Origin of the sequence: Streptomyces sp. NPDC059695 (assembly GCF_042733785.1) — a bacterium.
Taxonomy (GTDB): Bacteria; Actinomycetota; Actinomycetes; order Streptomycetales; family Streptomycetaceae; genus Streptomyces.
This window is the reverse complement of sequence record NZ_JBHWFF010000022.1, coordinates 39478-63003: the sequence shown is the minus strand read 5'-3', so window position 1 is coordinate 63003 and position 23526 is coordinate 39478. Positions and strand designations below refer to the sequence as shown.

Annotated in this window: 27 protein-coding genes; 12 read left to right on the top strand and 15 right to left on the bottom strand. The window is 73.1% G+C overall.

Annotated features, from left to right (window positions below):
- Window positions 1-25: 25 nt before the first annotated feature.
- The 3 genes from ACFV2S_RS25795 to ACFV2S_RS25785 all read left to right on the top strand — a co-directional run bounded on the left by ACFV2S_RS25795 (window position 26) and on the right by ACFV2S_RS25785 (window position 3270).
- Complete coding sequence (locus tag ACFV2S_RS25795) at window positions 26-691, top strand: bifunctional DNA primase/polymerase (protein WP_383799866.1); 666 nt, start codon at window positions 26-28, stop codon at window positions 689-691.
- Window positions 692-763: 72 nt separating this feature from the next.
- Window positions 764-1639, top strand: a complete 876-nt coding sequence (locus ACFV2S_RS25790) for an ABC transporter ATP-binding protein (RefSeq protein ID WP_385563563.1) — start codon at window positions 764-766, stop codon at window positions 1637-1639.
- Window positions 1636-3270 carry a transporter gene (locus ACFV2S_RS25785; RefSeq protein WP_385563560.1) on the top strand — a complete coding sequence of 545 codons (1635 nt, stop codon included), beginning with the start codon at window positions 1636-1638 and terminating at the stop codon, window positions 3268-3270. The genes ACFV2S_RS25790 and ACFV2S_RS25785 overlap by 4 nt, the downstream gene beginning before the upstream one ends.
- Here the strand turns inward: ACFV2S_RS25785 and ACFV2S_RS25780 are convergent.
- Window positions 3257-4159 carry an aminoglycoside phosphotransferase family protein gene (locus tag ACFV2S_RS25780; RefSeq protein WP_385563557.1) on the bottom strand — a complete coding sequence of 301 codons (903 nt, stop codon included), beginning with the start codon at window positions 4157-4159 and terminating at the stop codon, window positions 3257-3259. The two genes, ACFV2S_RS25785 and ACFV2S_RS25780, sit on opposite strands and share 14 nt — an antisense overlap.
- 107 nt (window positions 4160-4266) lie before the next feature.
- On the opposite strand from ACFV2S_RS25780, the gene ACFV2S_RS25775 reads away from it, so the two are divergent.
- The 4 genes from ACFV2S_RS25775 to ACFV2S_RS25760 all read left to right on the top strand — a co-directional run bounded on the left by ACFV2S_RS25775 (window position 4267) and on the right by ACFV2S_RS25760 (window position 6282).
- Window positions 4267-4830: a GNAT family N-acetyltransferase gene (locus tag ACFV2S_RS25775; RefSeq protein WP_385563554.1), complete on the top strand. Its 564-nt coding sequence runs from the start codon at window positions 4267-4269 to the stop codon at window positions 4828-4830.
- 57 nt (window positions 4831-4887) lie between these two features.
- A complete protein-coding gene (locus ACFV2S_RS25770) occupies window positions 4888-5424 on the top strand; it encodes a hypothetical protein (protein ID WP_385563551.1) in 537 nt (178 codons plus the stop codon).
- Window positions 5425-5492: 68 nt separating this feature from the next.
- Window positions 5493-5639 (top strand): hypothetical protein, encoded by a 147-nt coding sequence (locus ACFV2S_RS25765; RefSeq protein WP_385563548.1) that lies wholly within the window; start codon window positions 5493-5495, stop codon window positions 5637-5639.
- A gap of 55 nt (window positions 5640-5694) precedes the next feature.
- Window positions 5695-6282 carry a GNAT family N-acetyltransferase gene (locus ACFV2S_RS25760; protein ID WP_385563545.1) on the top strand — a complete coding sequence of 196 codons (588 nt, stop codon included), beginning with the start codon at window positions 5695-5697 and terminating at the stop codon, window positions 6280-6282.
- Window positions 6283-6310: 28 nt separating this feature from the next.
- On the opposite strand, the gene ACFV2S_RS25755 is transcribed toward ACFV2S_RS25760, so the two are convergent.
- A complete protein-coding gene (locus ACFV2S_RS25755) occupies window positions 6311-7243 on the bottom strand; it encodes a hypothetical protein (RefSeq protein ID WP_385563542.1) in 933 nt (310 codons plus the stop codon).
- Between the two features lie 159 nt (window positions 7244-7402).
- Window positions 7403-7738 (bottom strand): hypothetical protein, encoded by a 336-nt coding sequence (locus ACFV2S_RS25750; protein WP_385563539.1) that lies wholly within the window; start codon window positions 7736-7738, stop codon window positions 7403-7405.
- A 158-nt stretch (window positions 7739-7896) separates the two neighbouring features.
- Here ACFV2S_RS25750 and ACFV2S_RS25745 point away from each other — a divergent pair, with 158 nt between their 5' ends.
- A complete protein-coding gene (locus tag ACFV2S_RS25745) occupies window positions 7897-8715 on the top strand; it encodes a helix-turn-helix domain-containing protein (RefSeq protein ID WP_385563536.1) in 819 nt (272 codons plus the stop codon).
- A complete protein-coding gene (locus tag ACFV2S_RS25740) occupies window positions 8712-8885 on the top strand; it encodes a DUF397 domain-containing protein (protein WP_385563533.1) in 174 nt (57 codons plus the stop codon). Before ACFV2S_RS25745 ends, ACFV2S_RS25740 begins: the two co-directional genes overlap by 4 nt.
- A 50-nt stretch (window positions 8886-8935) precedes the next feature.
- Here the strand turns inward: ACFV2S_RS25740 and ACFV2S_RS25735 are convergent, their stop codons facing one another.
- The 3 genes from ACFV2S_RS25735 to ACFV2S_RS25725 all read right to left on the bottom strand — a co-directional run bounded on the left by ACFV2S_RS25735 (window position 8936) and on the right by ACFV2S_RS25725 (window position 12529).
- Window positions 8936-10156 carry a peptidase inhibitor family I36 protein gene (locus tag ACFV2S_RS25735; RefSeq protein WP_385563530.1) on the bottom strand — a complete coding sequence of 407 codons (1221 nt, stop codon included), beginning with the start codon at window positions 10154-10156 and terminating at the stop codon, window positions 8936-8938.
- A gap of 84 nt (window positions 10157-10240) precedes the next feature.
- Window positions 10241-11269, bottom strand: coding sequence for an alpha/beta fold hydrolase (locus tag ACFV2S_RS25730; RefSeq protein ID WP_385563527.1), 1029 nt, complete (start codon window positions 11267-11269; stop codon window positions 10241-10243).
- 570 nt (window positions 11270-11839) lie between these two features.
- The gene (locus ACFV2S_RS25725) at window positions 11840-12529 is read right to left on the bottom strand and encodes a metal-dependent transcriptional regulator (RefSeq protein WP_383796591.1); all 690 of its coding nucleotides are present in this window, start codon (window positions 12527-12529) and stop codon (window positions 11840-11842) included.
- 173 nt (window positions 12530-12702) lie between these two features.
- Here ACFV2S_RS25725 and ACFV2S_RS25720 point away from each other — a divergent pair, with 173 nt between their 5' ends.
- The gene (locus tag ACFV2S_RS25720) at window positions 12703-13458 is read left to right on the top strand and encodes an SIS domain-containing protein (protein WP_383796588.1); all 756 of its coding nucleotides are present in this window, start codon (window positions 12703-12705) and stop codon (window positions 13456-13458) included.
- Window positions 13459-13480: 22 nt separating this feature from the next.
- On the opposite strand, the gene ACFV2S_RS25715 is transcribed toward ACFV2S_RS25720, so the two are convergent.
- Window positions 13481-13810, bottom strand: a complete 330-nt coding sequence (locus tag ACFV2S_RS25715; protein WP_385563523.1) for a hypothetical protein — start codon at window positions 13808-13810, stop codon at window positions 13481-13483.
- A 100-nt stretch (window positions 13811-13910) separates the two neighbouring features.
- Window positions 13911-14798, bottom strand: a complete 888-nt coding sequence (locus ACFV2S_RS25710) for an NAD(P)-dependent oxidoreductase (protein WP_385563520.1) — start codon at window positions 14796-14798, stop codon at window positions 13911-13913.
- Between the two features lie 62 nt (window positions 14799-14860).
- Here ACFV2S_RS25710 and ACFV2S_RS25705 point away from each other — a divergent pair, with 62 nt between their 5' ends.
- Window positions 14861-15211: a winged helix-turn-helix transcriptional regulator gene (locus tag ACFV2S_RS25705; RefSeq protein WP_383796579.1), complete on the top strand. Its 351-nt coding sequence runs from the start codon at window positions 14861-14863 to the stop codon at window positions 15209-15211.
- A 104-nt stretch (window positions 15212-15315) separates the two neighbouring features.
- Here ACFV2S_RS25705 and ACFV2S_RS25700 read toward each other — a convergent pair whose 3' ends face one another.
- Window positions 15316-16650: a PAS domain-containing protein gene (locus tag ACFV2S_RS25700; RefSeq protein WP_383796576.1), complete on the bottom strand. Its 1335-nt coding sequence runs from the start codon at window positions 16648-16650 to the stop codon at window positions 15316-15318.
- A gap of 359 nt (window positions 16651-17009) precedes the next feature.
- Window positions 17010-17639: a pyridoxamine 5'-phosphate oxidase gene (pdxH, locus tag ACFV2S_RS25695; RefSeq protein ID WP_385563770.1), complete on the bottom strand. Its 630-nt coding sequence runs from the start codon at window positions 17637-17639 to the stop codon at window positions 17010-17012.
- A 222-nt stretch (window positions 17640-17861) separates the two neighbouring features.
- Here pdxH and ACFV2S_RS25690 point away from each other — a divergent pair, with 222 nt between their 5' ends.
- Window positions 17862-18962 (top strand): citrate synthase 2, encoded by a 1101-nt coding sequence (locus ACFV2S_RS25690; protein ID WP_383796570.1) that lies wholly within the window; start codon window positions 17862-17864, stop codon window positions 18960-18962.
- A gap of 75 nt (window positions 18963-19037) precedes the next feature.
- Here ACFV2S_RS25690 and ACFV2S_RS25685 read toward each other — a convergent pair whose 3' ends face one another.
- The 5 genes from ACFV2S_RS25685 to ACFV2S_RS25665 form a co-directional block, all read right to left on the bottom strand.
- The gene (locus ACFV2S_RS25685) at window positions 19038-20078 is read right to left on the bottom strand and encodes an isopenicillin N synthase family dioxygenase (RefSeq protein WP_385563515.1); all 1041 of its coding nucleotides are present in this window, start codon (window positions 20076-20078) and stop codon (window positions 19038-19040) included.
- 124 nt (window positions 20079-20202) lie between these two features.
- A complete protein-coding gene (locus ACFV2S_RS25680) occupies window positions 20203-20325 on the bottom strand; it encodes a hypothetical protein (protein ID WP_385563512.1) in 123 nt (40 codons plus the stop codon).
- Window positions 20326-20514: 189 nt separating this feature from the next.
- Entirely contained in the window at window positions 20515-21132 is a 618-nt protein-coding gene (locus ACFV2S_RS25675) for a TetR/AcrR family transcriptional regulator (protein WP_385563509.1), read from the bottom strand.
- The gene (locus ACFV2S_RS25670; RefSeq protein WP_385563506.1) at window positions 21120-21848 is read right to left on the bottom strand and encodes an enoyl-CoA hydratase family protein; all 729 of its coding nucleotides are present in this window, start codon (window positions 21846-21848) and stop codon (window positions 21120-21122) included. The genes ACFV2S_RS25675 and ACFV2S_RS25670 overlap by 13 nt, the downstream gene beginning before the upstream one ends.
- The gene (locus ACFV2S_RS25665) at window positions 21845-23422 is read right to left on the bottom strand and encodes an AMP-binding protein (protein ID WP_385563503.1); all 1578 of its coding nucleotides are present in this window, start codon (window positions 23420-23422) and stop codon (window positions 21845-21847) included. Before ACFV2S_RS25665 ends, ACFV2S_RS25670 begins: the two co-directional genes overlap by 4 nt.
- Between the last annotated feature and the right edge of the window lie 104 nt (window positions 23423-23526).

Here is a 23526-nt window from a genome sequence, read left to right as displayed (position 1 = left end):
AGTTGTGCTCTCCGTGGAAGAGACCATGGGAGTCACGGAAGCCGCACAGATCCCCAAGCAGCGGGGTGAGCAGCTGCTGGACAGCGCCGTGCGGTACGCGGAAGAGCGGCACTGGGACGTGTTTCCCGGGACCTGGCTGGAAGCCGCCGAGGGCAGGGAACGCTGCTCCTGCGGCGCGGACGAGTGCGCCGTGCCCGGCGCCCACGCCGTCCGGCCCGACTGGTCGACCCAGGCGACGGGGAGCGGGGTGGGGGCGCGGCGGATGTGGTCGAAGACGCCGAAGGCGTCGATCCTGCTGCCGACCGGCCGCACCTTCGACGCGATCGAGGTGTCCGAGTCCGCCGGCTTCCTGGCCCTCGCCCGCATGGAGCGCATGGAGCTGACGCTCGGCCCCGTCACCTGCACCCCGGACCGCCGGATGTACTTCTTCGTCCTGCCCGGCGCCGCCACCAAGGTGCCGGACCTGGTCCGCAAGCTCGGCTGGGCCCCGGCCGCCATCGACCTCACCACGCGCGGCGAGGGCCACTACGTGGCGGCGCCGCCCACCCGGATCGGCGGCTGCGGCGCGGTGCAGTGGGCGCGGCGCCCCACTCCGGCGAACCGCTGGCTGCCGGACGCGGAGGAGCTGATCAGCGCGCTGGCGTACGCGTGTGGCCGGGAAGCGGCGGAGGCCAGGAGCCGTACGCAGTGACCTGGGGCTCCGGCCGGTCTCGCCCTTAGGGTGTCCCCGTAAGTACGGGGACGACCGAGAGGTTGACGGACCATGCCTGACCAGGCATTTGACGGAGCATTCGACAAGGCGGGCATCGCACCGGGGGAAGGTGCGGTGCCCGCCGTGCGCGTCGAGGGGCTGTGGAAGCGTTTCGGCCAGCAGATCGCGGTGAACGGGATCGATCTCGTGCTGCCCGCGGGCCGGTTCATCGGGCTCGTGGGACCCAACGGCGCCGGCAAGACCACGACCCTCTCCATGATCACCGGCCTGCTGCGGCCCGACCACGGGCGGATCCTCGTCGCCGGGCACGACGTCTGGGCCGACCCCGAGTCGGTCGCGCAGGTCAAGGCCCGCATCGGCATCCTGCCGGAGGGCCTGCGGCTCTTCGAGCGCCTCTCGGGCCGGGAGCTGCTCGCCTACAGCGGCCGGCTGCGCGGCCTGCCCGGCGCCGAGGTCGACAAGCGGGCGGCGCAGCTCCTGGACGTGCTGGACCTGACCGGCTCGCAGAACAAGCTGGTCGTCGACTACTCGACCGGCATGCGGAAGAAGATCGGGCTCGCCGCCGCGCTCCTCCACAACCCGGAGGTCCTCTTCCTCGACGAGCCCTTCGAGGGCGTCGACCCGGTCTCCGCGCAGACCATCCGCGGCGTCCTGGAGCGGTACACCTCCTCCGGCGCGACCGTCGTCTTCTCCAGCCACGTCATGGAGCTCGTCGAGTCGCTCTGCGACTGGGTCGCCGTCATGGCGGGCGGCCAGATCCGGGCGCAGGGCCCGCTCGCCGAGGTGCGGGGCTCGGCGTCCTCGCTCCAGGAGGCGTTCCTGGAGCTCGTCGGCGCGAACGGCCGCGCGGCGGCCGGGGACTCCCTGGACTGGCTGGGCGGCGGCTCGGGCGCCACGGGCACGGGCACGGGCGGTACGCAGCGATGAGCGCCACCGCCTCCCCCGTGGCGGCCGCCCCCGCGCCGTCGCTCACGTCCGTCTTCGTGCGCCTCAAGCTGTCGCTGCTGAAGAACGGGCTGCGGCAGTCCGGCGGGCGGACCGCCGCGTACATCCTGACGATCGTCTTCGGCGCGTTCTTCGCCGCCGGCATAGTGCTGGGCTTCGTCCTGCTCCGGGGCAACGACGACGCCGACACCGTCGCGATCCTCCTCACCGGGGCCCTCGCCCTGGCCTGGACGTTCATGCCGCTGTTCATCCCGAGCGGCGACGAGACCCTCGACCCCTCGCGGCTCGTGATGCTGCCGCTCCAGCCCCGGCCGCTGGTCCGCGCGCTCCTCGTGGCCTCCCTCGTGAGCGTCGGCCCGGTCCTGACCGCCGTCCTGGTCGTGGGCGCGGTCCTGGCCGTGGCGCACGGCGCGGCCGCCACCGTCCTCGCCGTCCTCGCCGTCCCGCTCACCGTGGTGACGTGCGTGGCGCTGTCCCGGGCCGTGGCCGCCGCCAACATCCGGCTCCTGACCTCCCGCAAGGGCCGGGACCTGGCCCTGCTGAGCGGTCTGATCATCGCGGTCGGCATGCAGTTCGTGAACTTCGCGGCGCAGCGCCTCGGCCGGTCGGGCGGCCTGGAGTCCCTCGAACCGGCCACGGCCGTCGTCGGCTGGCTGCCGCCGGCCGCCGCGATCGGCGCGGTCGACTCCGCGAGCCGCGGCGACTACGCGGTGGCGGCGGCCCGGCTGCTGCTCACGGTCGCGGTCCTCGTGGCGCTCGTGTACTGGTGGCAGCGGAGCCTGGTGCGGCTGATGGTCGAGCCGGACGGCTCCACGATCGGCGCGGCCTCGGACGCGGGCGCCAAGGAGAAGTCCGCCGGGTCGGGGCTGATCGCCCGGATCCTGCCGGGCGGACGCACCGGCGCGGTCATGGAGCGCAGCCTGCGGTACATCTGGCGCGACCCGAAGACGAAGGCCGCGTGGGTGACCTCGCTGGCCATCGGCCTGATCGTCCCCCTCTTCAACGCCTTCCAGGGCGGGGGCTCGATCTACTTCGCGTGCTTCGCCTCCGGCATGCTCGGCATGCTGATGTACAACCAGTTCGGCCAGGACAGCTCGGCGTTCTGGATGGTCGCGCAGACCATCTCGACCCCGGCCGACGCGTACGCCGAACTCCGGGCGCGGGCCCAGGCCCTGCTTCTGATCACGCTGCCCTTCACGGTCTTCGTGACGGGCGTGACGGCCGGTGTCCTCGGCGCGTGGCAGCAGTTCCCCGAGGCCCTCGGCCTGGCTCTCGGCCTGCTCGGCGCGATGGTCGGCACGGGCGCGCTGACCTCGGCGAGCTTCCCGTACTCGATCCCCCAGGACAGCGGCTACAAGAACGTCGCTCCGGGGCAGGGCGGCCTGGCCTGGATGTCGATCATGGGCGGGATGATCGTCGCGGGTGTGCTGTGCTCCCCGCTCATCGCCGCGACGGTCTACCTCCACGTCTCCGACCAGCAGTCGCTGCTGTGGCTGCTCCTCCCGGCGGGCCTGCTCTACGGCGCGCTCCTCACCTTCGCGGGCCTCAAGCTGGGCGCCCCGCGCACGGCGAAGCGCCTGCCGGAGATCCTGGCGGCGGTCAGCAAGGGCTAGCCGCCGCCAGGACGCGCGCGAGGGCGGCCCGGCCGGCCGGACCCCAGGTCGGCTTCCCGCCCGGGAGACCGCGATCGCCCGCGCGGCCGATGGCGATGAGCCCGGCCGCGCGGAGCAGGGCCCAGCCCCGGGCGCGGCGGACGGTGGCCCGGTCGGCCGTCCCGTACGCGTCGAGGAACGGCTCGGCCGCGCCGTCCGGCAGCAGTAGCCAGGCCGCCGAGAGGTCCGTCGCCGGGTCGCCCGCGCAGAGCTCGCCGAAGTCGAGCACACCGGCGAGGGTGCCGTCCGCGACGACGACGTTCGCCGGGTGCAGGTCGCCGTGCAGCCACACCGGCGGGCCCTGCGGGCCGGGGGCCGCGAGGGCGTCCTGCCAGACCCGCCGCACGGCCACCGGGTCGGCGTGCGCGGCCAGGAGCGCGAACCCCTCCTCGAATCCGGCCTCGAAGTCCTGGAGGGGCACGCCCCGGTCCGCGTTGGCGGGGGCGTCCGCGGGCGCCTCACGGTGGAGGGCCCGCAGGAAGCCCGCCAGTACGGCGGCCGCGTGGCCGCCCCGCGTGACGGGGGTGGCGTCGCCCGGCTCGCCCGGCACCCACCGGACCACCGTCCAGGTCCCGGGGAAACGCGCGGACGGCTCCCCGGCGCGGACGGGGACGGGGACGGGCAGCGGGAGCAACGGCGCCAGGTCCGGCAGCCAGCGGAGCTCCTTGCGCAGCAGACCCGGAGCCCGTTCGGTCCGGGGCATCCGTACGGCCAACTCGTCACCGAGCCGGCACAGTTGGTTGTCCCACCCGCCCGGGACCGGCCGGAGCGGAAGCTCCGCGAGGTCCGGGTGCTGGTCGTGGAGCAGCGTCCGCACCAGACCCTCGTCGTGCTCCATCGCGTCCCCCATGGTGTCTCTCCTCCGATCGACGGCCGGCTTGGAGCGTACGCAGGGAGAGGTCCCGCGCCCATCGAAATCCCGTTGCCGCGGTGACCGTCCCGCACGATCCTCGCCGCATGGACCTGTCACCGCCCGAGCACGGCCCCGACGCCCGCATCGACCTGGCCGACGGGCTCACGCTCCGCGCCTACGAGGGCGAGGCCGACCTTCCGGAGTACGTCCGGGTCGTGGACGAGTCGGTGGAGCACCTCCGCCCGTGGATGCCGTGGGTCGCCGAGCACGGCCCCGAGACGGCGGCCGCGTACCTCACTGGCCGGGCGGAGCTGTGGGCGCGCGGGGAGCAGTACAGCTACGCGATCGTGCTCGACGGGGCCATGGTCGGCTCCTGCGGGCTGCACCGGCTCGACGACACCCCGGACGGCACGATCGAGATCGGCTACTGGCTGCACCCGTCGGCCACCGGCCGGGGCCTCGCCACGCGCGCCGCCCGCGCCCTGGTCGAGCAGGCGTTCCGCCTGCCGGGCGTGACGGCCGTCGAGATCGTCCACGACGTCGCCCACCACGCGAGCGCCGCCGTCCCCTCCCGCCTCGGCTTCGACGGCGGCCTCCGTCGCGCCCACGCGCCCACGGCCCCCGCGGAGACGGGCGAGGACCGGGTGTGGCGGCTGGAGCGAGGCTGACGGGCCCTGGACGACGGTACGTTCTCCGCTGCCGCAGACACCCGACGGGAGACCGCCTTGCCGATACGCACGAGAACGGCCCTGCTGCTCACCCTCGCTCTGACGGCCGGTGGCCTCACCGGCTGCTCGGCCCTCGCGGGGTACGAGGACTGCGAGGGCAGCGAGGAGCGCGTCCGGGCGCTGGGGGCGCTGGCGATCCTCGACAACCCGCCCGGGAAGGCCACCCCGCCCCGGGGGTACGAGAAGGTCGACGCGGGCTGCTGGGACGACAGCGGCGACGCCTGGGTGTACGCGAACCGCGCCTACGCCTTCCCCGGCACGCCGGAGGAGGTGCTCCGGCACTACCGGACGGCGGCGCCCCGCGACGGCTGGCGCCCGGGACGGACCCGCCCCCCGGCCCACGGGGAGACGATCGACCTGTGCTTCACCCGCGACGTGGACGGCACCCCGACGGTCCTGACCGTCCACTCCCTCACCCGCGAGTCGTTCACCTCGGCGGGCGACGCGTTCCCGCCCGAACTCGCCACCGGCTCCGGCTTCGGCATCGAGGCGACGGCGGACGCGGCGGGGGCCCCGACCGACTGCGAGGGCTGACGGCTCAACCTTCCCCGTCCCCAGCGAGTCTGAAGGAGTGACAGGCACGCGGGGGAAGGAAGGCCGTCATGGACGAGGTGCTGGTGAGGGCGATCGGGTGGGTCGCCCGCGGTGTGGGGTACGCCCTGGAGTTCGTCGACCTGCGCATGGCCTACGACGACGTCCGCCGCGACGTGCGACAGGCTCGCAAGCGGCGGGCAGGCCGCACGGGCTGACGGCCGGGAAGCGGTGGGCCGAGCCCGTGCGTGCCGCTCGTGCCAGGATGCGGCGATGATCCGCCACTCGCTCGTCCCCGCAGTCGTCCCCGCAGGCCGGATGGCCCAGGCGGAGCAGCCGGTGTTCGGACTTCCGTGCGGCCTGGAGCTGCGGCCCTGGCGCCTGTCCGACGCGGACGCCCTCCTGACCGCCGGCCAGGATCCCGACGTTCGCCAGTGGAACCGCCTGCTGGTCGGGACACCGGACGACGCCCGCCGGCGGATCGAGCGCATGCACGAGCGGTGGAGGGCCGAACTCAGCGCGATCTGGGCCATCGCACGGCCGGGCGGTGAGGCCCTCGGACTGATCGGGTGGGGCGACATCGACCTCAGCGGCGGCAGCGCCGAGATCGTCTACTGGCTCCTCCCCTCGGCGCGCGGGTCCGGCGTGGCGGTCGAGGCCACGCGACGCGTCAGCGCATGGGCCCTGAACGACCTCGGCCTGCACCGCCTCCGGCTGTGTCACTCCGTGGCGAACCCGGCGTCCTGCCGCGTCGCGGTCAAGGCCGGGTTCTCCCTCGAAGGCACCATGCGCAGCGCCCTGCTCCACGCGGACGGGTGGCACGACGAGCACCTCCACGCCCTCGTCCAAGGGGACGTCTGACCGCCGGCCGGTCAGGCCACGGCCGGGATCACCCGGCGGCAGCAGCGGAATCGGCCAGCACCTCTTCGACGCGACTGCGCCAGGAGGGCCGCTCTGCGGGCTCCTTGGGCTGGAATCCGGCCGCCTGGCGGGCCCGTTCCATGCGGCAGTCGCCGCAGTGCGTCTCGTCGCCGACCGGCCGGAAGACGTGCTCGTCGCCGGGCCCCTCGCAGGTGACCAGGGCGGGCCGGGCCGTCTCGGCCGGGCTCTCCTCCGGTTCCTGCGGCGACAGCGGGACCGGGAGCTTCACCGTCAGCCGGTGCCGCAGGAACCCGACCGCCGACCGGACGCCGCCCCGGGGCAGATGGGCCGTCAGGGCGTGCCGCAGGTCCGCCGCGGACACCCCGCGCCGGAGCCACTCCGCCGCCGCCTCGGCCAGCCCCCGGGCCTCCCGGACACCCAGCAGCAGATCCCGGTTCTGGTGCCGGAGCGACAGCAACAGGCGCTCGGCCTGGGCGACTTCGGGAGCCGCTTCGGACGGGGCTTCCGGAGCGGGATCGTCCGCTTCCGGCTTCGGCGCCGGCTCTTCGGTGGGTGGGTGGGGAGAGGTCTTACTACCCAGGTCTTCGTCTACCGGTAGTTGGGGTCCGGCGCGCCGGGGTTCCCGATTTCCGGTGGCCGGTTCACCGACATCCGGCGACCCGGCCGGAATCCCGTCCCGGGCCGCGCGAGCCTCTTCACTCGTCAGGGTGACGTTGGAGAGCAGCTGCGTGGTCATCCAGTACCCGCGCCCGCTCTGGAACTTCCACTCGTGCAGGAACCCGCACGCCACCAGGCACTCCTTCGCCCGGTGGTACGCCCGGGGCCGCATGCCCAGGTCGGTGGCGTGCTCCCCGAGCGGCTTGGCGCTCGTGGTCTCGGGGAGGCCCTGGACGTAGATGAGGAGGAGCTTCGCGTCGCTGTTCAGACGCGGATGACGCACGACACCGTTCGAAACCCTCGTGAAGGACTGAACGGGAGCGATAACATGCCGAAGCATTTCTGGTGGACCTCTAGCTTCCACTGGAGTGAAGGTCCCCGGGTCATGGTGTTGCCGCACCACCGGGGACCGCTCCGTTTCTCACGGAGCGTGATGATGTGCTTACCGTAGCGCACACTTCACCGTGCGATGCAACAACTCCGGCTCTACGAACGGATCTTCGAACGTCGGCCGGGACCGCCAGTCGAGCGGCCAGGTCACCCCGTGCAGCGCCGGAATCCCGACGAACGCCTCACCCCGCCCGTTCCGGCTCAACGCCCGCGCGGGGGCCGGCCACGCGTGCGCGGCGGCGGTCTGCGGCGGGAGCAGGAAGTAGTGGTTCCGCTCCCCCGTCGCCGCCCGGACGATCGGCCCGGCCTGGAAGTCCGTGAACGACATCAGCCGGTACGCCACGTCCTCACCGAGGAAGCCCCCGATCCGCACGGCGTCGAAGTGCACCCCGGCGTGTCGGAGGGCATGACCGGACGCGGGTACCCAAGAGGGCGCGTCACCAAACGAGTTGCGCTGATTCATGCGCTCAGCGTGACGGGGCGTGGTGTTCTGTGACCAGGGACACAGTCGGGTTGTGCAGGACTGTGCACTCGGGGAGGTCGAGTGTGAACAAAGAGAACACGGGCAACGTGGGCGCCGCCAAGGCCTTCGGCACCCTGCTGCGCTTCTACCGAGAACGGGCGGGCGTCTCGCAGGATGCTCTGGGCCAGAGGACCGGATATTCCAAGTCCCAGGTGGCCATGATCGAGCGCGGGCAGCGGCGTCCGAGGGGCAGATTCGTCGAGCTGGCGGACGGGATGCTCGGTGCACAAGGTGCACTTCTGAAGGTGGCGGAGGAAGCGACAACGAGTGGTGTGGCCGCCTGGTTCGAGGACTACCTTGAGGAAGAGGCCAAGGCGGCGGGCATCCACATGTACGAGAACCACCTGATCCCCGGGCCGTTGCAGATCGAGGACTACGCGCGAGCCGTCTTCCACAGCGCCGTACCGGCTCTGGAGGACGACGACATAGAGGCGTCCGTAGCCGCACGCCTCAAACGGCACGAGCTCTTCTTCCGCAGACCAGCTCCCCTGGTGACATTCGTCCTTGAGAAGGCGGCGCTCACCAAGCCGCTGGGCGGGGAGGAGGTGCTCAGGAAGAACCTGCTCCACATCCGCGAGCGCGCTGACCTGCGGAACGTCACCATTCAGGTGATGCCGGAGGACCGGTGGACCCACGCCGGGCTCAATGGGCCCTTCATCCTCCTGGAGACCGAGCAGCGCCGTAACCAACTCGTCTATGTCGAGGGACAGGGCGGCAGGTACTTTCTCAGCGAACAACCGGACGTGGGGGATGTCTTCGCCCGATACAGCACCCTGCGGGCGCAGGCCTTCAGTCCGGAGGACTCAGTACAACTCATCGAACAGGTGGCACGAGAGCTATGAGCACCGACCTCGACTGGTTCAAGAGCAGCTACAGCGGCGACCAGGGCGGCAACTGCATTGAGGTCGCCACCCGCCCCGACGCCATCCACATCCGCGACTCCAAAGACACCGCCCTCCCCTCCTTCGAGGTCTCCCCCGCCGCCTGGGACGCCTTCGTCTCGGCCGTCTGACGCGCGAAGGGCCTCCACCCGCCGGGGTGGAGGCCCTCCTTGCCCAAGGATCAGAACGCGTTCAGGCGCATCCAGTTCTCGTCCTCCGGGGCGCCCGCGTAGAGCGCGCCCGTGCCCTTGCCGGGGTAGAGGACGAGACAGCCCACGCCCCGGCATCCCTCGCCGACGTAGCTGCTGTTGGAGAGGGTCGCGAGGTCGTTCCGGCCGTCGGCGTTGAGGTCGCCCAGGGGGAGGAACGAGGCCATCGCGTTCCAGCCGCCGGAGCCGATCAGCACGCGCGCGCCGACGCCGCCGGCGGCGGTGCCCGGGTAGAACCAGAGCCTGCCGTTGGCGGCCTCGCGGGCGATCAGGTCGGGCCGGTTGTCGCCGTTCATGTCGCCGGGGCCGACCAGCGCGTTCATGGTGTTCCAGCCGCCGCTGCCGATGAGCTTGCGGGCGCCGAGGCCGCCGGCCGTGCCCGGGTAGAGCCACAGCTTGCCCGTGGACTTCTCGACGGCGAGGAGGTCGGAGCGGCCGTCGCCGGTCAGGTTGCCGAAGGCGGTGACGTGGTTCATCGCGTTCCAGCCGCCGGAACCGATCAGCTTGCGGCTGCCGAGGGCTCCCGTACCCGTGCCCGGGTAGAGCCACAGCTTGCCCGTCGCCTTCTCGCGGGCGACGACGTCCTCGCGGCCGTCGCCGCTGAAGTCACCGTGCCGGGTGAGGGTGCTCATGGCGTTCCAGCCGCCGGTGCCGACCAGGCGGCCGGTGTTGTCGCCGGGCAGGAACCAGAGGCGTCCGGCCTCGTCGCGGACGATGACGTCCGACTTCCTGTCGGCGTTCATGTCGCCGAAGCCCGCCGCCTTGGGCGCGGTGTACGCCGCCCACGCGGGGTAGGGCGGCAGGACGCACTCGCGCTCGGTCGGGACGAACTTCACCGAGCTGACGGAGTTGCCGCCCGGGCCGCCCCACTCGGTGCCCGCCGGGTCCGGGGGAAGCACGGCGGCGCCGGCGTCGTCGCCGTAGTTCGCGCCGTCGTACAGGCAGGCGTACTTGTTCGTGCGGTTCACGACCGAACGGAACGTGTTGTCCCACGTCCCGAGCGTCGCCCGGTTCACGTTCGTCTTGTACATCGTGCCGGTGCCGTTGTCGGACTTCCAGGCACAGAAGTAGCCGGACGGGCAGTCGCGGATCGCTGCCTGCGCCGGTGCCGCGCCCGTGCCGAAGAGGCCGAGCGTGGTGAGCCCCAGCGTCGTGGCCACCGTGGCCACGCGCCGCAGCATGGAATTGCGCATCGAGTTCCCTCCCCACGGCGCGGAGACCTGCTGCTCGACGCGCCGTGGGAGGGACCGTATCGCGCCGTGTCCGATTCCGTGCCGTCAGGGGGTGAGAACGCCGTTCAGGAAGGGCTCCACGGCCTCGCTCCAGGCCTCCGGGTGGGTGTAGTGGAGGAGGTGGCCGGCGTCGGGGATCTCCGCGTACGCCCCGTGGGGCAGGACCCGGACCATCTCCTGGGCCTCCGCGCGGCCCAGCTCGCCGTCGAGGCCGCGGACCACGAGGGTGGGGCAGCGGACCTGCGCGAGGGAGTCCCAGTGGGCGTCGTGGACCCAGGTCTCGCGCGAGGTCAGCATCTGCTCCGGGTCGAAGACCGGACGCCAGCCGTCGGGGTGCTCGGTCATCACCTCGGCGTAGAACGCGCCGCGCGCCGGGTTCGGGGTCTCCACCCAGGGGTCCTCGTCGCCGAACCAGCGGTGGACGGCCTCCAGGGACGGGAAGGGCGCGGGCCAGCGGCGGAACCAGTCCTGCCAGGCCCGCTGCGAGGCCGCGCCGAGGGCCGAGGCGCGCATGTCGCAGATGACGAGGGCGCGGACCAGGTCGGGGCGCTCGGCGGCCAGCTGCCAGGCGGTGAGGGCGCCCATGGAGTGGCCGACGAGGGTGACCGGGCCGAGGCCGAGCTGCTCGACGACGGCGGCCGCGTCCGCCACGTACGCCTCGCGGGTGAAGGGCCCGGCCGCGGGCTTCTCGCTGGCGCCGTGGCCGCGCTGGTCGAGGGCGACGATCCGGTGGCCGCCGGTGAGGCGGCGCACGGCGGGGGCCCAGTGCCCGGCGTGGCCCATCAGACCGTGGAGGAGTAACACTCCGGGCGCCGGGGCCTGGGGGGCCGCCTGCGGGGCCCGTGCGGGACGGGGGACGGCGTCGGGGCCGGGCCGGGCGCCGGGGCGCGCCGCCACGTCCTGGCCGGTCCGGGCGCCCGGGCGGGCGGCGTCCGGGCCGGGCTGGGGAACGATCCCGCGGCCGGCGGGCCCGGACGGGCGCTCCCCGGTTGCTCGGCTGCCGGGCCCGGCCGTGTGGTCCCAGGCCGTCAGCCGGACGCCGTCGGCCCCGGTGAGGTCGAGTCGTCGCGCCATGGATCCGGCACCCCCTCTCTTCCGTCGAACCTCGCCAGACTATCGAACTCGCATTCGAAAATGCGCTCCTGCCGCACAACACCCCTCGTTCGAGTGACAGGGCTCAAGGATTGACGCGCGCTGCCGAGGGGAGATCTTGAGCGGGAGGCGGACCACTCGGGGAAAAGGGGTCCGAAGGGAATGACCTTGAGAGCTCGGGGCTCCAGGTCAGCACAGGGGAGGACAGGCCCCGGCGCCGGAAGGCGCCGGGGCCCTCTGTCGTCCGTAGCCCTCATGGCCCCACCCCCTCCACGCCCGGCTCCCACCAGCGTGGCACGACGAGGGCGCGGGCGTGGCGATTCCGGCGTAAAGCGGGGCGCACGACAGGTTGTTGGGCCGCCGAGGCCGATCCGATGCGGCTTCGTGATCCGGAGCCGTACAACCGGATCACGCCCGCACGGGTCCACGGGCGCGCTGTCACCCCGCAGCCGCTCGGCCTGTGGGGCGCCCTCGCCCCCTGCCCCTGCCCCTGCCCCTGCCCCGGAACGCCGGAAGGGGCGCCCTCCCGGGCGCCCCTTCCTTCCGCACTGCTCAGCGCTTCGCGACGAACACGTGCGCCGCGACCTCCGCGTCCAGCTCGGCCGCCTCGCCGCTGCTGCCCACCAGGACACCGCCCGGCGACTCCGACACCGACACCACCGAGCCGGGCTGCACGCCCGCCCTCCGCAGCGTGTACATCAGCTGGGCGTCCGTCTGGATCGGCTCGCCGATCCGCCGCACGACCACCGTCTTGCCGCCGCTCGCGTCCAGGTCGGCGAGCGACACCATCGAGTCGTCGAGGAAGGCCTCGGCCTCCGCCTTCTCGCCCAGCTCCTCCAGACCCGGGATCGGGTTCCCGTACGGCGACTCCGTCGGGTGACGCAGCAGCTCCAGGACCCGCCGCTCCACGGCCTCGCTCATCACGTGCTCCCAGCGACAGGCCTCGGCGTGGACCTGCTCCCACTCCAGGCCGATCACGTCGACGAGCAGGCACTCCGCGAGGCGGTGCTTGCGCATGACCCGGGTGGCGAGGCGGCGGCCCTCCTCCGTGAGCTCCAGGTGGCGGTCGCTCGCCACGGCCACCAGGCCGTCGCGCTCCATCCGCGCCACCGTCTGGCTCACCGTGGGGCCGCTCTGGTCGAGCCGCTCGGCGATCCGGGCACGCATGGGGACCACACCTTCTTCCTCGAGCTCGAGGATGGTGCGGAGATACATCTCCGTTGTGTCGATCAGTCCGGACATACGTGCCCCTCGATGAGTCGTGCGCTGGCCCTGCCCCAATTCTGACGCATCGGACCGACAAGCGGGCCGCGCCGGGGTGAGGCGGTATTGACAGAGCAATGGTCCAGACCGCACCGTGATCGGCGACCGCGACGAGAGCCACCACCGGAGCACGACGAGAAGGAGCCCCCGCGATGGGCGAGAGCAAGCTGGCCGGACAGTTCTTCGACGCCGCGATCGGCCTGCTCCAGCAGGTCCGCGACGGGGACTCCGCCGAGATCGCCGCCGCCGGCGCCGCGATCGCCGAAGCCGTCGCGCACGGCAACCGGCTCTTCGCCTTCGGCGCGGGACACTCCTCGCTCGCCGCCCAGGACGTCGTCTACCGGGCCGGCGGCCTCGCGCTGATGAACCTGCTCGCCGTCCCCGGCGTCGTCGGCGTCGACGTCATGCCCGCCACCCTCGGCTCCGCCCTGGAGCGGGTCGACGGCCTCGCCGGAGCCGTCCTCGACTCCTCCCCCGCCAAGGCCGGCGACGTCCTGATCATCATCTCGCTGTCCGGGCGCAACGCCCTGCCCGTCGAGATGGCCATGAACGCCCGCGCGCTCGGCCTCACCGTCATCGGCGTCACCTCGCTGGCGTACGCCACCGAGACGAAGTCACGCCACGTCTCGGGGACGTACCTCAAGGACCACTGCGACATCGTCCTCGACTCGAAGATCGCCATCGGGGACGCGGAGCTCACCCACGAGGGCATCGAGGCGCCCTTCGCGCCCGCCTCCACCGTCGTCACCAGCGCCCTCATGCAGGCCACCATGGCCGCCGCCGCCGAGGAGCTCGTACGCCTCGGCATCGAGCCGCCGCTGCTGCGCTCGGGCAACGTCGACGGCGGGCACGAATGGAACGGCCGCGTGATGAGCGAGTACGCCGACCGGATCTTCTTCCGGCACTAGGCGGTGCCGTCGAACGGCGCCCCTACGCCACGGGGTGGGCCCGCCGCCCGCGCCTCGGGCGCAGCTGGCTCACCCCGATGAGCACGATGCCGGCGAACTCCACGCCGTTCCCGGCGAGGGCCGGCCAGGGGTGGCTCGACAGGCCGTCGGGGCGGCCGGCCAGGACGAAGTAGGTGGCTGCCATGTACAGGAGCCCCACGCCGGCCAGCGCGGCGCCGACGCCGTACAGCCGGGGTCGGCGCACCCACCGGCGCGTAGGGCGCATCACCCACCCCGTACGGAACGCGATCACGCCCAGCACGGTCATCGCCACACCCAGCGGCACGAGCGCTCCCAGAATCCACGCCAGCACGACGACCCCCCAGGTCTCTCGAACGTGGGTCCATCGTCGCCCCGGCGCCGGGGGCCGGCCATGCCGGAACCCGGCAACGATCGGCCCCCTTCCCTGCCGGTCAGGCGCGGTCCATGACCTGGGTGACGCGGGTGAAGCCGTCCGCGCCGTGCCCCCGGTCCACCGCCCGCGCCGCCAGCGCCCGGGCCGCGCGCATCACGCTCGCGTCGATGCCGTGCGCCTCCGACGCGTGCACCACGTGGTCCATCGTCGACACCGCCGAGGTCAGCGGATTGCCCTCGCCCGAGTACGAGCCGCCGTCCACGTCCTCGGCCCACTCCTGGAACAGCGGCGGCAGGATCGCCCCGATGCCCTGGGCGAACGGCGCGAGCTCCCGCGCCGGGATCCCCTCCGCGCGGGCCACCGCGAGCGCGTGCACGTACCCCGTCATCGACGTCCAGAAGATGTCGAGCAGCGCCACGTCGTACGCCGCCGCCCTGCCGACGTCCTCGCCGAGGTGCGTGTGCGTGCCGCCCAGCGCGTCGAGCACCCGGCGGTGCTCGCCGTACAGTGCCGTCGGCCCGCTGTGCAGGAACACCCCGGCGGGCGTCCCGATCGTCGGCGTCGGCGTCATGATCGCGCCGTCCAGGTAGCCGACGCCGTGCTCCGCCGCCCAGCGGCCGGTGTCCCGGGCCCGCTCCGGGACGTCGGCGCTCAGGTTCACCAGGGCCCGGCCCTTGAGCGCGTCCGCGACGGCCGGCCGGCGCAGCACGGAGTCCGTCGCGTCGTAGTTGACCATGCAGATCACCGTGAGCGGGCTCGCGGCGACCGCCTCCTCCGCGCTCGCGGCCAGGACCGCGCCCCGCTCGACGAGGTCGCCCTCCCGGCCCGGCGTGCGGTTCCACACGGTGGTCCGGACCCCGGCGTCCAGGAACGCGCCGGCCAGGGCCCGGCCCATCGGCCCGAGCCCGAGAACGGTGACCGAAAGACGCCCGTCGGAAGAAGACATGAGGGAACTCCCTTGCGCATACGTGAGATACAGAGATGACCGGAGAAGGAGAGGGACCGCGCATGACACGCCTGAAGGCCCAGGACACGGACGTCTGCGGCGTCACCGCCGCGATCGCCGTGATCGACGGCAAGTGGAAGACGTCGCTGCTGTGGCTGCTGGAATCCGGCCCGCACCGGCCCGGCGAACTGCGCCGCAGGATCCCCGAGATCAGCGAGAAGGTGCTGACCCAGGCGCTGCGGGAGATGGAGACCGACGGGCTCGTGCACCGCGAGGTGCACGACGTGCTGCCACCGAAGACCGTCTACTCGCTGACGGCGTTCGGGCGTGAACTCTCCGAACTGCTCGGCCCCTTGTCGGACTGGGGCCACCGCCGGATCGACCGGCTGACGGAGACGCGGGCCGCCTCCTGAGGCCCTGTCGCTCCCTCTCCGTCCCGGGCCACCACCAGGTTCTCCCGGGCGCCGGGCCCCGACAAGTACCCACAAAAAAGTGGGTGTACGGGGGGGCCGGGGCCCTAGGCGGGCTCTGCCGGGCCGAGGGCCAGCTCCGCCGCCACCCGGGACGCCACCGCCTCCGCGTACACCACGTCCTCGCGCTCGAAGGGCTTGCGGCAGGCCGCGCGCAGGAACGTCAGGACGCCCAGCGTCCGGCCCCGGGAACGCAGGACCACGCACAGGGCGTGCGCCGCGTCCCCCGGCCACTGGTGGGCCTCCGCCCACACCTCGGCGGTCCGGCCCGCGCTCGCCCGCACCGTGCCCACCCGGTCCCAGGCCTGGAGCGCCGGATGCCTCGGCCCGTACCGCAGCGGGATGCCACCGCCCACGACGGGCGAGGACGGGCCGGGGGCGCCGCCCGCCGGGGTGGCCAGGGCCCGGGTGAGGCGCCGCTCCCCCGCCGGACGGTCCACCAGGGCGTGGTCGGCGAACCCGGCCAGGACGAAGTCGAGCAGGACCGTCGCCGCCTCCACCGCGTCCTCGCACTCCGCGGCCGCCGCGCCTGCCCGGTGCAGCTGGCTCCACCGGAACCGCAGCCGGTCCGCCGCGCGCGCCGCGAGCCGCTCCTCGGTGACGTCCTGGAACAGCCAGGCCACGCCCAGCGGCACCGGCTCCTCCGCCATCGGCGACGACAGCAGCAGGAAGCCGCTGCGCCAGCACCGGCGCCGCTCCTCCCCGGCCGCACCGAGCGTCACCCACACCTCGGCGGGCGCGGGCGGCGTGCCCTCCGCCAGGACGTGCTGGAGGGCCGCCTCCAGCTCCTCGGCGCCGTGCGTGACGACGTCACCCAGCGGCCGCCCGAGCAGGGCCGTGCGCCCGGTCCCGAAGGCACGGGCCGCGTGGGCGTTGACCATGGCGGGACGCAGATCGGCGTCGACGAGGACGACGCCCCAGGAGGCGTCGTCGAACAGGGCCTCGCTGAGGGCCACCGAACGCTCCAGGTCCAGCTGGACGTGGACCTCGCTGAACGCGCAGTACACCCCCGCCGGGCCGCCGTCCGCGCCGCGCACACCGGCGGCCTGGCTCCGCACGAGGACCCGCCCGCCGTCCTTGCGCAGCAGCACGAACTCGTGGACCTGCCGCCCGGGGCCCTTCATGGCGCCCATCAGCCGCCCCAGGGTCTCCTCGGCGTCGGCGCTGCGCGCCGCCCACCCCTCGAACCCGCGCCGCCCGACCGCCTCCCCGGCGGACCAGCCGAGGATCCGCTCGGCCTCCCGGTTCCAGTGCGTGACCGTCCCGTCGGCGTCGAACGCGCAGAGCGCGGCGTCCATCCCGTCGAGCAGCGCGGCCAGCAGATCGGCCCCCGCCCCCGGGACGGACACGGCGTCGCTCGTGGCCCCCGTGAATGCACTCATCCAGGCACCCCCCATGCTGGGACCATTCAACTGGAACGTGACGCAGGGCACACCCCCGTTCCGCGAAGTTCCGTGAAGTTCCGCGGACCGAATAAATGGGTTGAGGCCCGTGCGGGCGCTTCCTAGGGTGGGGGTACACGCGAAAGGAGGTGATCCGAAAACATGATTTCTTTTCGGACTCGTGAGGTGACTGCGGGCTAAGGCCTGCCAGTCGCACTCTGTGCACCTCGGCAGGCCTTCTGCCGAACACCAACGCAGTCACCCGACCCGTGAGTCGCCGGCAGTCCGGCCGGCAGGCTCCGTCCGAACCTAGGCGGACGGTGCCAAGACTCACGGGTCGCCTGCGTTTCCGGGCTCCGTCAGGGCGCCAGGCGTTCCACGTGCCAGGTTCCGGACGGGTCGTGGACGTAGCGCAGGCGGTCGTGGAGGCGGTTCTCGTGGCCCTGCCAGAACTCGACCGTCTCCGGGACGACGCGGATGCCGCCCCATTCCGGCGGGACCGGGACCTGTTCGGCCTCCGGGTAGCGGGCGGCCAGTGCCTCGTAGCGGGCCAGGAGGTCCGCGCGGGACGGGATCACCTCGGACTGGGGGCTGGCCCAGGCGCCCAGCTGGGAGCCGTGCGGGCGGGTGCGGAAGTAGGCGACCGTCTCCTCACGGCCGACGCGGACCGCGCGGCCGGTGACGATGACCTGGCGGGCCAGCGGATGCCAGGGGAAGAGCAGCGCGGCGTACGGGTTGGCCGCCAGCTCCTTGCCCTTGCGGGACGCGTAGTTGGTGAAGAAGACGAAACCGGCCTCGTCGTAGTGCTTCAGGAGGACCGTCCGGGAGGACGGGCGGCCGTCCGGGGTCGCGGTCGAGACGATCATCGCGTTCGGCTCGTGGATCGCCGGGTTCGCGGCGGTCTCCTTGAACCAGCGGGCGAACTGGCCGATCGGTTCGGGCGCGAGCTCGGCCGCGGACAGCTCCGTGGTGCGGTACTGCTCGCGCATGTCGGCGGGATCCAGGGCGTCGGTCACAGGGCCATCCTGCCGCAGCAGCCCAGTCTGCCCGGCACCACGGGGCGCTAACCCTCTCTCGCCGAATCAGCGCAGTGTGCCGGATGTCACGCTTCCCCGCATCATCGGAACCGTACAGACTCTTCGGCTGGATGACTGTTGATTCTCCACCATCGACCAACACGGTTGATCGATCATCGATAGAGGAGCCGCCTGATGTCCGACTTCGTACCCGGGCTCGAGGGAGTCGTCGCGTTCGAGACGGAGATCGCCGAACCCGACAAGGAGGGCGGCGCCCTCCGCTACCGCGGGGTCGACATCGAGGACCTCGTCGGCCACGTCTCCTTCGGGAACGTCTGGGGCCTGCTCGTCGACGGCGCGTTCAACCCGGGCCTGCCGGCCGCCGAACCCTTCCCGATCCCCGTGCACTCCGGTGACATCCGGGTCGACGTGCAGTCCGCGCTCGCGATGCTCGCGCCCGTGTGGGGCCTCAAGCCGCTCCTCGACATCTCCGCCGAGCAGGCCCGCGACGACCTCGCCCGCGCCGCCGTCATGGCCCTGTCGTACGTCGCGCAGTCCGCGCGCGGCCAGGGCCTCCCGATGGTCCCGCAGAGCGAGATCGACAAGGCCGAGTCCGTCGTCGAGCGCTTCATGATCCGCTGGCGCGGCGAGCCGGACCCGAAGCACGTCAAGGCCGTCGACGCCTACTGGACCTCCGCAGCCGAGCACGGCATGAACGCCTCCACGTTCACCGCGCGCGTCATCGCCTCCACCGGTGCCGACGTGGCCGCCTCGCTCTCCGGAGCCGTCGGCGCCATGTCCGGCCCGCTGCACGGCGGCGCGCCCTCCCGTGTCCTCGGCATGATCGAGGAGATCGAGCGGACCGGCGACGCCACCGCGTACGTGAAGCAGGCCCTCGACAAGGGCGAGCGCCTCATGGGCTTCGGCCACCGCGTCTACCGCGCCGAGGACCCCCGCGCGCGCGTGCTGCGCCGTACGGCCAGGGAGCTGGCCGCGCCGCGCTTCGAGGTCGCCGAGGCCCTGGAGAAGGCCGCCCTGGAGGAGCTGCACAACCGCCGCCCCGACCGGGTGCTCGCGACGAACGTCGAGTTCTGGGCCGCGATCGTCCTGGACTTCGCCGAGGTCCCGGCCCACATGTTCACGTCGATGTTCACGTGCGCGCGGACGGCCGGCTGGTCCGCGCACATCCTGGAGCAGAAGCGGACCGGCCGCCTGGTGCGCCCCTCGGCGCTCTACACGGGCCCGGGCCAGCGGAACCCGCGCGAGATCGAGGGCTACGAGGACATCACCGGCTAGTTCCGGCAGCCGGTGGCGCCTGGCGGGCCCGCACAGCCCCGCCAGGCGCCACCGGCGCGTCCGGGCCCCCGGCCGCTAGACCAGCTGGGCCTGCTGGTCCTGGGCGAGCAGCAGGTCCGCGTGGTGGCGGGCCGTCGTCAGCGGGTGGGCGCGGAGCTTGCCCTTGAGCTCGTTGCGGCCGTACTCGGCGAACAGCGGGTTCGCCGGGTCGGTCGTGACGCCGGGCGCGCGGTCCGCGAACGGGAACTCCAGCGGTGCGATCCGGGCGTCGAGGCGCGGGTTGTAGAAGAACGGCACGGAGAACCGCTCCGTCGCTCCGGGCGGCGAGACCACCCGGTGGTTCGTGGCGACCAGGTACCCGTTCGTGGCGACCTCCAGGAGCTCGCCCAGGTTCACGACGAAGGCGCCCGGCAGCGGCGGCACGTCGTGGAAGTCCCCGTCCTCGCGCTGCACCTGGAGCCCGCCGACCTGGTCCTGGAGCAGCAGGGTGAGGAAGCCGTAGTCCTTGTGCGCGCCGACGCCCTGGTCGTCGCCCTCGCCGCTGCTGCCCGGGTAGCGCACCAGCTTGAGGTGCGGGTGGGCGCGGGGGCCGAAGATGTCGTCGTAGAAGTCCGCGGGCGCGCCGATGGAGGTGAGCAGCTCGCGCAGGAGGCGCTCGGCGACGCCGCTGAGGCGGTCGATCCAGTGCAGGGCGGCCGTGCGGAGCTCCGGGAGCGCGGCGGGCCACTGGTTGGGGCCTTCGAGCCACCAGTACGGGGCTTCCCAGGGGGCCGGTTCGCGCGCGGGGCGCTCGGCGCCGATGTCGAGCTGGTCGCGCCAGTCGCGGGCGCCCGCGGTGCGCTCGTCGCCGATGCGCGTGTAGCCGCGGAAGTGCGGCGAGTTGATGTTGTCGAGGGCGAGCCGGTCGGCCTCGGGCAGGGCGAAGAAGGCGTGCATGGCCGAGGTGAGGGCCTGGGTCTCGGCCTCGGTGATGCCGTGCCCGATGAGCTGGAAGAAGCCCACGTCGTGGGCGGCCGAGTGGAGCTGCGCGTGGAGCAGCCTCCGGGCCTGGGGATCCCGGTCGGCCGCCGAGAGATCGACGATCGGGAGCTGCGAGGGGTACGAGCTGTTCGTCATGGGTGCATCCGCGGGGTGTACGGGTGCCCGGGGCGGCCGCCAAGGGTGGGGCGGGGGCCACGGGTGCCGGTCGGCTGGGGCTCGGACGAGGGACCGCAGGGGTGTGGAGTGGTACCCCGGAAGGTCAGGCGGAGCGGCGACAGCCCATGCTCGTGACGCGGACGAAGTCCACGTGGCGACGGCGTACGAGCAGGAGCATGGAGTCAGCGTACTGCGGCGCCGCGCGGGCGACTGTGGTGCGCGTCACGTCCTGGCGGGGATGGCTCAAAGTCTGTTCGAAGTGGCGTGCGCGCGAAGATCGCCGCCGCGGGCGGCCAGTACGCGCCGACCTTCTCGTCGCGGCATCCCCTCGCAGGAGGATGTCCCTGCCCCGCCGCACCTCGCGGGGCGCCCGCGGGCGGGCGGCCGCTCCGGGCGTCCGGGCGCCACCGGGCGGCTAGTCGCTCCCCGGCGTCGGGGCGCTCAGCGCCTCGTTCACCAGACGCGCCCACTGGGACACCACCCGTTCCCGGCGGGCGCGGTCGTCCGTCAGGAGGGTGGCGAGGCCCAGACCGCGGGCCATGTCGAGGAGGCCCTGGACGGTCTCCCGGACGCCCGGGCGGGATTCGTCGGCGCCCAGGACCTCGACGGCGATGCGGTGGGACTCGCGCCCGACGCGGGCCTCCAGCTCGGTGACCCGCTCGCGGAGCTGCTCCTCGCCGGAGGCCGCGACCCACAGGTGGAGCGCGGCCCGGAAGAGGGGCCCGGTGTAGAGGCCGACGAGGGCGGCGACGGCCTGCTCGCGGTCGTCCGTGCGGACCGCCCGGAGAGCCTGTGAGCGTTCCTCCGCGACGTACTCGACGGCGGCCGTGAACAGGTCCTCGCGGGTGGGGAAGTGGTGCTGGGCGGCGCCCCGGGAGACACCGGCCCGCTCGGCGACGACCGAGACCGTGGAGCCCGCCCAGCCGTGCTCGGCCAGGCAGGACACGGCGGCCTCCAGGAGCCGCTGCCGGGTGGCGCGGCTCCGGTCCTGCTTGGGGTTCCGGTCGGGCTTGGGCGCGGTCAGAGCCGCCATGCGGGGTCCCGTCGTTCGAGGAAGGCCGTCATCCCCTCGCGCGCCTCGGCGGAGGCGAAGAGCGTGGCCGACCTCTGCACCAGGTCCTCCGCGTCGCGATCGAAGGTCTCCAGGACTCTAGCGGTGACCAGTCGTTTCGCCTCGCGCAGGCCCTGCGGGGAGGCGGCGCGGAGGGAGTCGAGGATGCCGGGGAGCTCCTCGTCGCCGGCCGTCACGAGGCCCAGGGCGACCGCCTCGGCGACGCCGAACCGCTCGCCCGTCAGGTAGTACCGGGCGGCCGGGCGCGGTTCCAGCCGGGGGAGCAGGGTGAGGGAGACGACGGCGGGCGCGACCCCGATCCGTACCTCGGTGAGGGCGAAGTCGGCCCCCTCCCCCGCGACCACGAGGTCGGCGGCGCCGAGCAGGCCGAGGCCGCCCGCGCGGGTGTGGCTGCCGGCGGTGACGTGGGCGACGACCGGCTTCGGCAGCTCGACGATCTGCCGGAGCAGGTCGACGAAGGCGTACGGGCTGGGCGGGGCCTTCAGGTCGGCGCCCGCGCTGAACGTGGACCCGGTGTGGCCGAGGACGACCGCGCGGACCGCGGGGTCCTTGCCGCAGGCGGTGAGCGCGTCGGCGAGCTCGGTGACGAGCGGCGCGGAGAGCGCGTTGCGGGTGGCCGGGGAGTTCAGGGCGAGCGTGCTGATGCCCCGCTCCTCGGTGACGTCGACCAGGCTCATGCGCGCTCCCTCAGTTCCCTTCGGAGGATCTTCCCTGACGCTGCCCGGGGGACGGCGTCGACGAACTCCACGCTGCGGACCTTCTTGTACGGGGAGACGCGCGCGGCGACGTGCGCGACGACCTCCTCGGCGGTGAGGCCGGGCGCGGTGGGCCGGCGGACCACGAAGGCCTTGGGGATCTCGGTGCCGTCGGCGTCGGTGACGCCGATGACGGCGGCGTCGGCGATGCCCTCGTGGGCGAGGAGGAGCGCCTCCAGTTCGGCGGGGGCGACCTGGAATCCCTTGTACTTGATGAGTTCCTTGACGCGGTCGACGACGAAGAGCCAGCCGTCCTCGTCGACGCGGCCGACGTCGCCGGTGTGCACCCAGCCGTCGGCGTCGATCATGGCCGCGGTGGCGTCGGGCCGCCCGAGGTAGCCCTTCATGACCTGCGGCCCCCGGATGGCGATCTCGCCCTCCTCGCCCGGAGCGGCGTCCTGCGCGGGGTCGTCGAGGGACAGGATCCGCATCTCGGTGGAGGGCAGCAGCCGGCCGACGGTGCCGGGCGGGGGCGCGGGGGCGTCGAGGGGGACGACGTGGGTGCCCGGGGACAGTTCCGTCATCCCGTACGCCTGGCTGACCGGCGGGAGGCCGAGCCGCTTCGAGCAGGCCGCGGCGAGGGCGGCGTCGAGGGGGGCGGCGGCGCTGACGATGTATTCCAGGGAGGACAGGTCGTAGTCGGCGACGAGCGGGTGCTTGGCGAGGGCGAGGACGATCGGCGGGGCCACGTAGAGGCCGTTGATGCGGTGCTTCTGGATGGCGCCGAGGAAGGTGTCGAGCTCGAAGCGGGGCAGGACGACGACGGTGGCGCCGGAGCGGAGGGGGGCGTTCATGAGGGCCGTGAGCCCGTAGATGTGAAAGAAGGGAAGGACCGCGAGGATCCGGTCGCCCGGGCCCATGGGGACGACGGGCTCCAGCTGCGCCAGGTTGGTGGCGATGGAGGCGTGGGTGAGCATCACGCCCTTGGGGGCGCCGGTGGTGCCGGAGGAGTACGGGAGGGCGGCGACGTCCCGGTCGGGGTCGACGTCGATCTCCGGCACGGGGTCGGTGGAGCCGAGGAAGTCCTGGAGCGACCGGACGCCCTCGCCGTCCCCGGCCCGGTCGCAGACGAGGATCTCCACGATCCCGCCCGCGAGTTCGGCCGCCGCGCGCGCGGCGGCGAGCAGCGGGGAGACGGTCACGATCCACCGCGCGGACGAGTCCCTCAGCTGTTTCGCGAACTCCTCGGGCGTCGCGAGCGGGTGCACGGTGGTCACGGAGGCGCCGGCGCGGGTGGCGGCGTAGAAGGCGACCGGGAAGAGCACGGTGTTGGGGCTGTGCAGGGCGAGCACGTCCCCCTTCCGCACCCCGGCCCCGGCGAGTCCGGCGGCGACGCGCCGGTGGAACGCGTCGACCTGTCCGTAGCTGAGGGCGAGCTCCCCGGCGCCGTCGACCAGGGCGGGCGCGTCACCCCACTCGGCGGCCCGCCCGAGGACGGCGTCGTGGATGGGGAGGGAGACGGTCGGGACGGCTTCGTACGCGCTGTGGAACACCATGCAAGCCCCCTGGAGAGAGGTGGGAGTGGTGGAAGACGGTCGCCAGGATCGCGCGGAGGGGAACGACTTGGGGAGACCCTGTCAGGCACCCGTAAAACAATCAA

Excerpts from the sequence above, each read along its gene's own strand:
- ACFV2S_RS25730 (WP_385563527.1), bottom strand. The coding sequence starts at position 11,269 with ATGGCGCGACGACTCGACCTCACCGGGGCCGACGGCGTCCGGCTGACG.
- ACFV2S_RS25775 (WP_385563554.1), top strand. The coding sequence starts at position 4,267 with ATGGACCTGTCACCGCCCGAGCACGGCCCCGACGCCCGCATCGACCTG.
- ACFV2S_RS25795 (WP_383799866.1), top strand. The coding sequence starts at position 26 with ATGGGAGTCACGGAAGCCGCACAGATCCCCAAGCAGCGGGGTGAGCAG.
- ACFV2S_RS25790 (WP_385563563.1), top strand. The coding sequence starts at position 764 with ATGCCTGACCAGGCATTTGACGGAGCATTCGACAAGGCGGGCATCGCA.
- ACFV2S_RS25765 (WP_385563548.1), top strand. The coding sequence starts at position 5,493 with ATGGACGAGGTGCTGGTGAGGGCGATCGGGTGGGTCGCCCGCGGTGTG.
- ACFV2S_RS25675 (WP_385563509.1), bottom strand. The coding sequence starts at position 21,132 with ATGGCGGCTCTGACCGCGCCCAAGCCCGACCGGAACCCCAAGCAGGAC.
- pdxH (WP_385563770.1), bottom strand. The coding sequence starts at position 17,639 with ATGCGCGAGCAGTACCGCACCACGGAGCTGTCCGCGGCCGAGCTCGCG.
- ACFV2S_RS25710 (WP_385563520.1), bottom strand. The coding sequence starts at position 14,798 with ATGTCTTCTTCCGACGGGCGTCTTTCGGTCACCGTTCTCGGGCTCGGG.
- ACFV2S_RS25740 (WP_385563533.1), top strand. The coding sequence starts at position 8,712 with ATGAGCACCGACCTCGACTGGTTCAAGAGCAGCTACAGCGGCGACCAG.
- ACFV2S_RS25725 (WP_383796591.1), bottom strand. The coding sequence starts at position 12,529 with ATGTCCGGACTGATCGACACAACGGAGATGTATCTCCGCACCATCCTC.
- ACFV2S_RS25760 (WP_385563545.1), top strand. The coding sequence starts at position 5,695 with ATGATCCGCCACTCGCTCGTCCCCGCAGTCGTCCCCGCAGGCCGGATG.
- ACFV2S_RS25780 (WP_385563557.1), bottom strand. The coding sequence starts at position 4,159 with ATGGGGGACGCGATGGAGCACGACGAGGGTCTGGTGCGGACGCTGCTC.
- ACFV2S_RS25705 (WP_383796579.1), top strand. The coding sequence starts at position 14,861 with ATGACACGCCTGAAGGCCCAGGACACGGACGTCTGCGGCGTCACCGCC.
- ACFV2S_RS25700 (WP_383796576.1), bottom strand. The coding sequence starts at position 16,650 with ATGAGTGCATTCACGGGGGCCACGAGCGACGCCGTGTCCGTCCCGGGG.
- ACFV2S_RS25690 (WP_383796570.1), top strand. The coding sequence starts at position 17,862 with ATGTCCGACTTCGTACCCGGGCTCGAGGGAGTCGTCGCGTTCGAGACG.
- ACFV2S_RS25670 (WP_385563506.1), bottom strand. The coding sequence starts at position 21,848 with ATGAGCCTGGTCGACGTCACCGAGGAGCGGGGCATCAGCACGCTCGCC.
- ACFV2S_RS25685 (WP_385563515.1), bottom strand. The coding sequence starts at position 20,078 with ATGACGAACAGCTCGTACCCCTCGCAGCTCCCGATCGTCGATCTCTCG.
- ACFV2S_RS25785 (WP_385563560.1), top strand. The coding sequence starts at position 1,636 with ATGAGCGCCACCGCCTCCCCCGTGGCGGCCGCCCCCGCGCCGTCGCTC.
- ACFV2S_RS25735 (WP_385563530.1), bottom strand. The coding sequence starts at position 10,156 with ATGCGCAATTCCATGCTGCGGCGCGTGGCCACGGTGGCCACGACGCTG.
- ACFV2S_RS25665 (WP_385563503.1), bottom strand. The coding sequence starts at position 23,422 with ATGGTGTTCCACAGCGCGTACGAAGCCGTCCCGACCGTCTCCCTCCCC.
- ACFV2S_RS25720 (WP_383796588.1), top strand. The coding sequence starts at position 12,703 with ATGGGCGAGAGCAAGCTGGCCGGACAGTTCTTCGACGCCGCGATCGGC.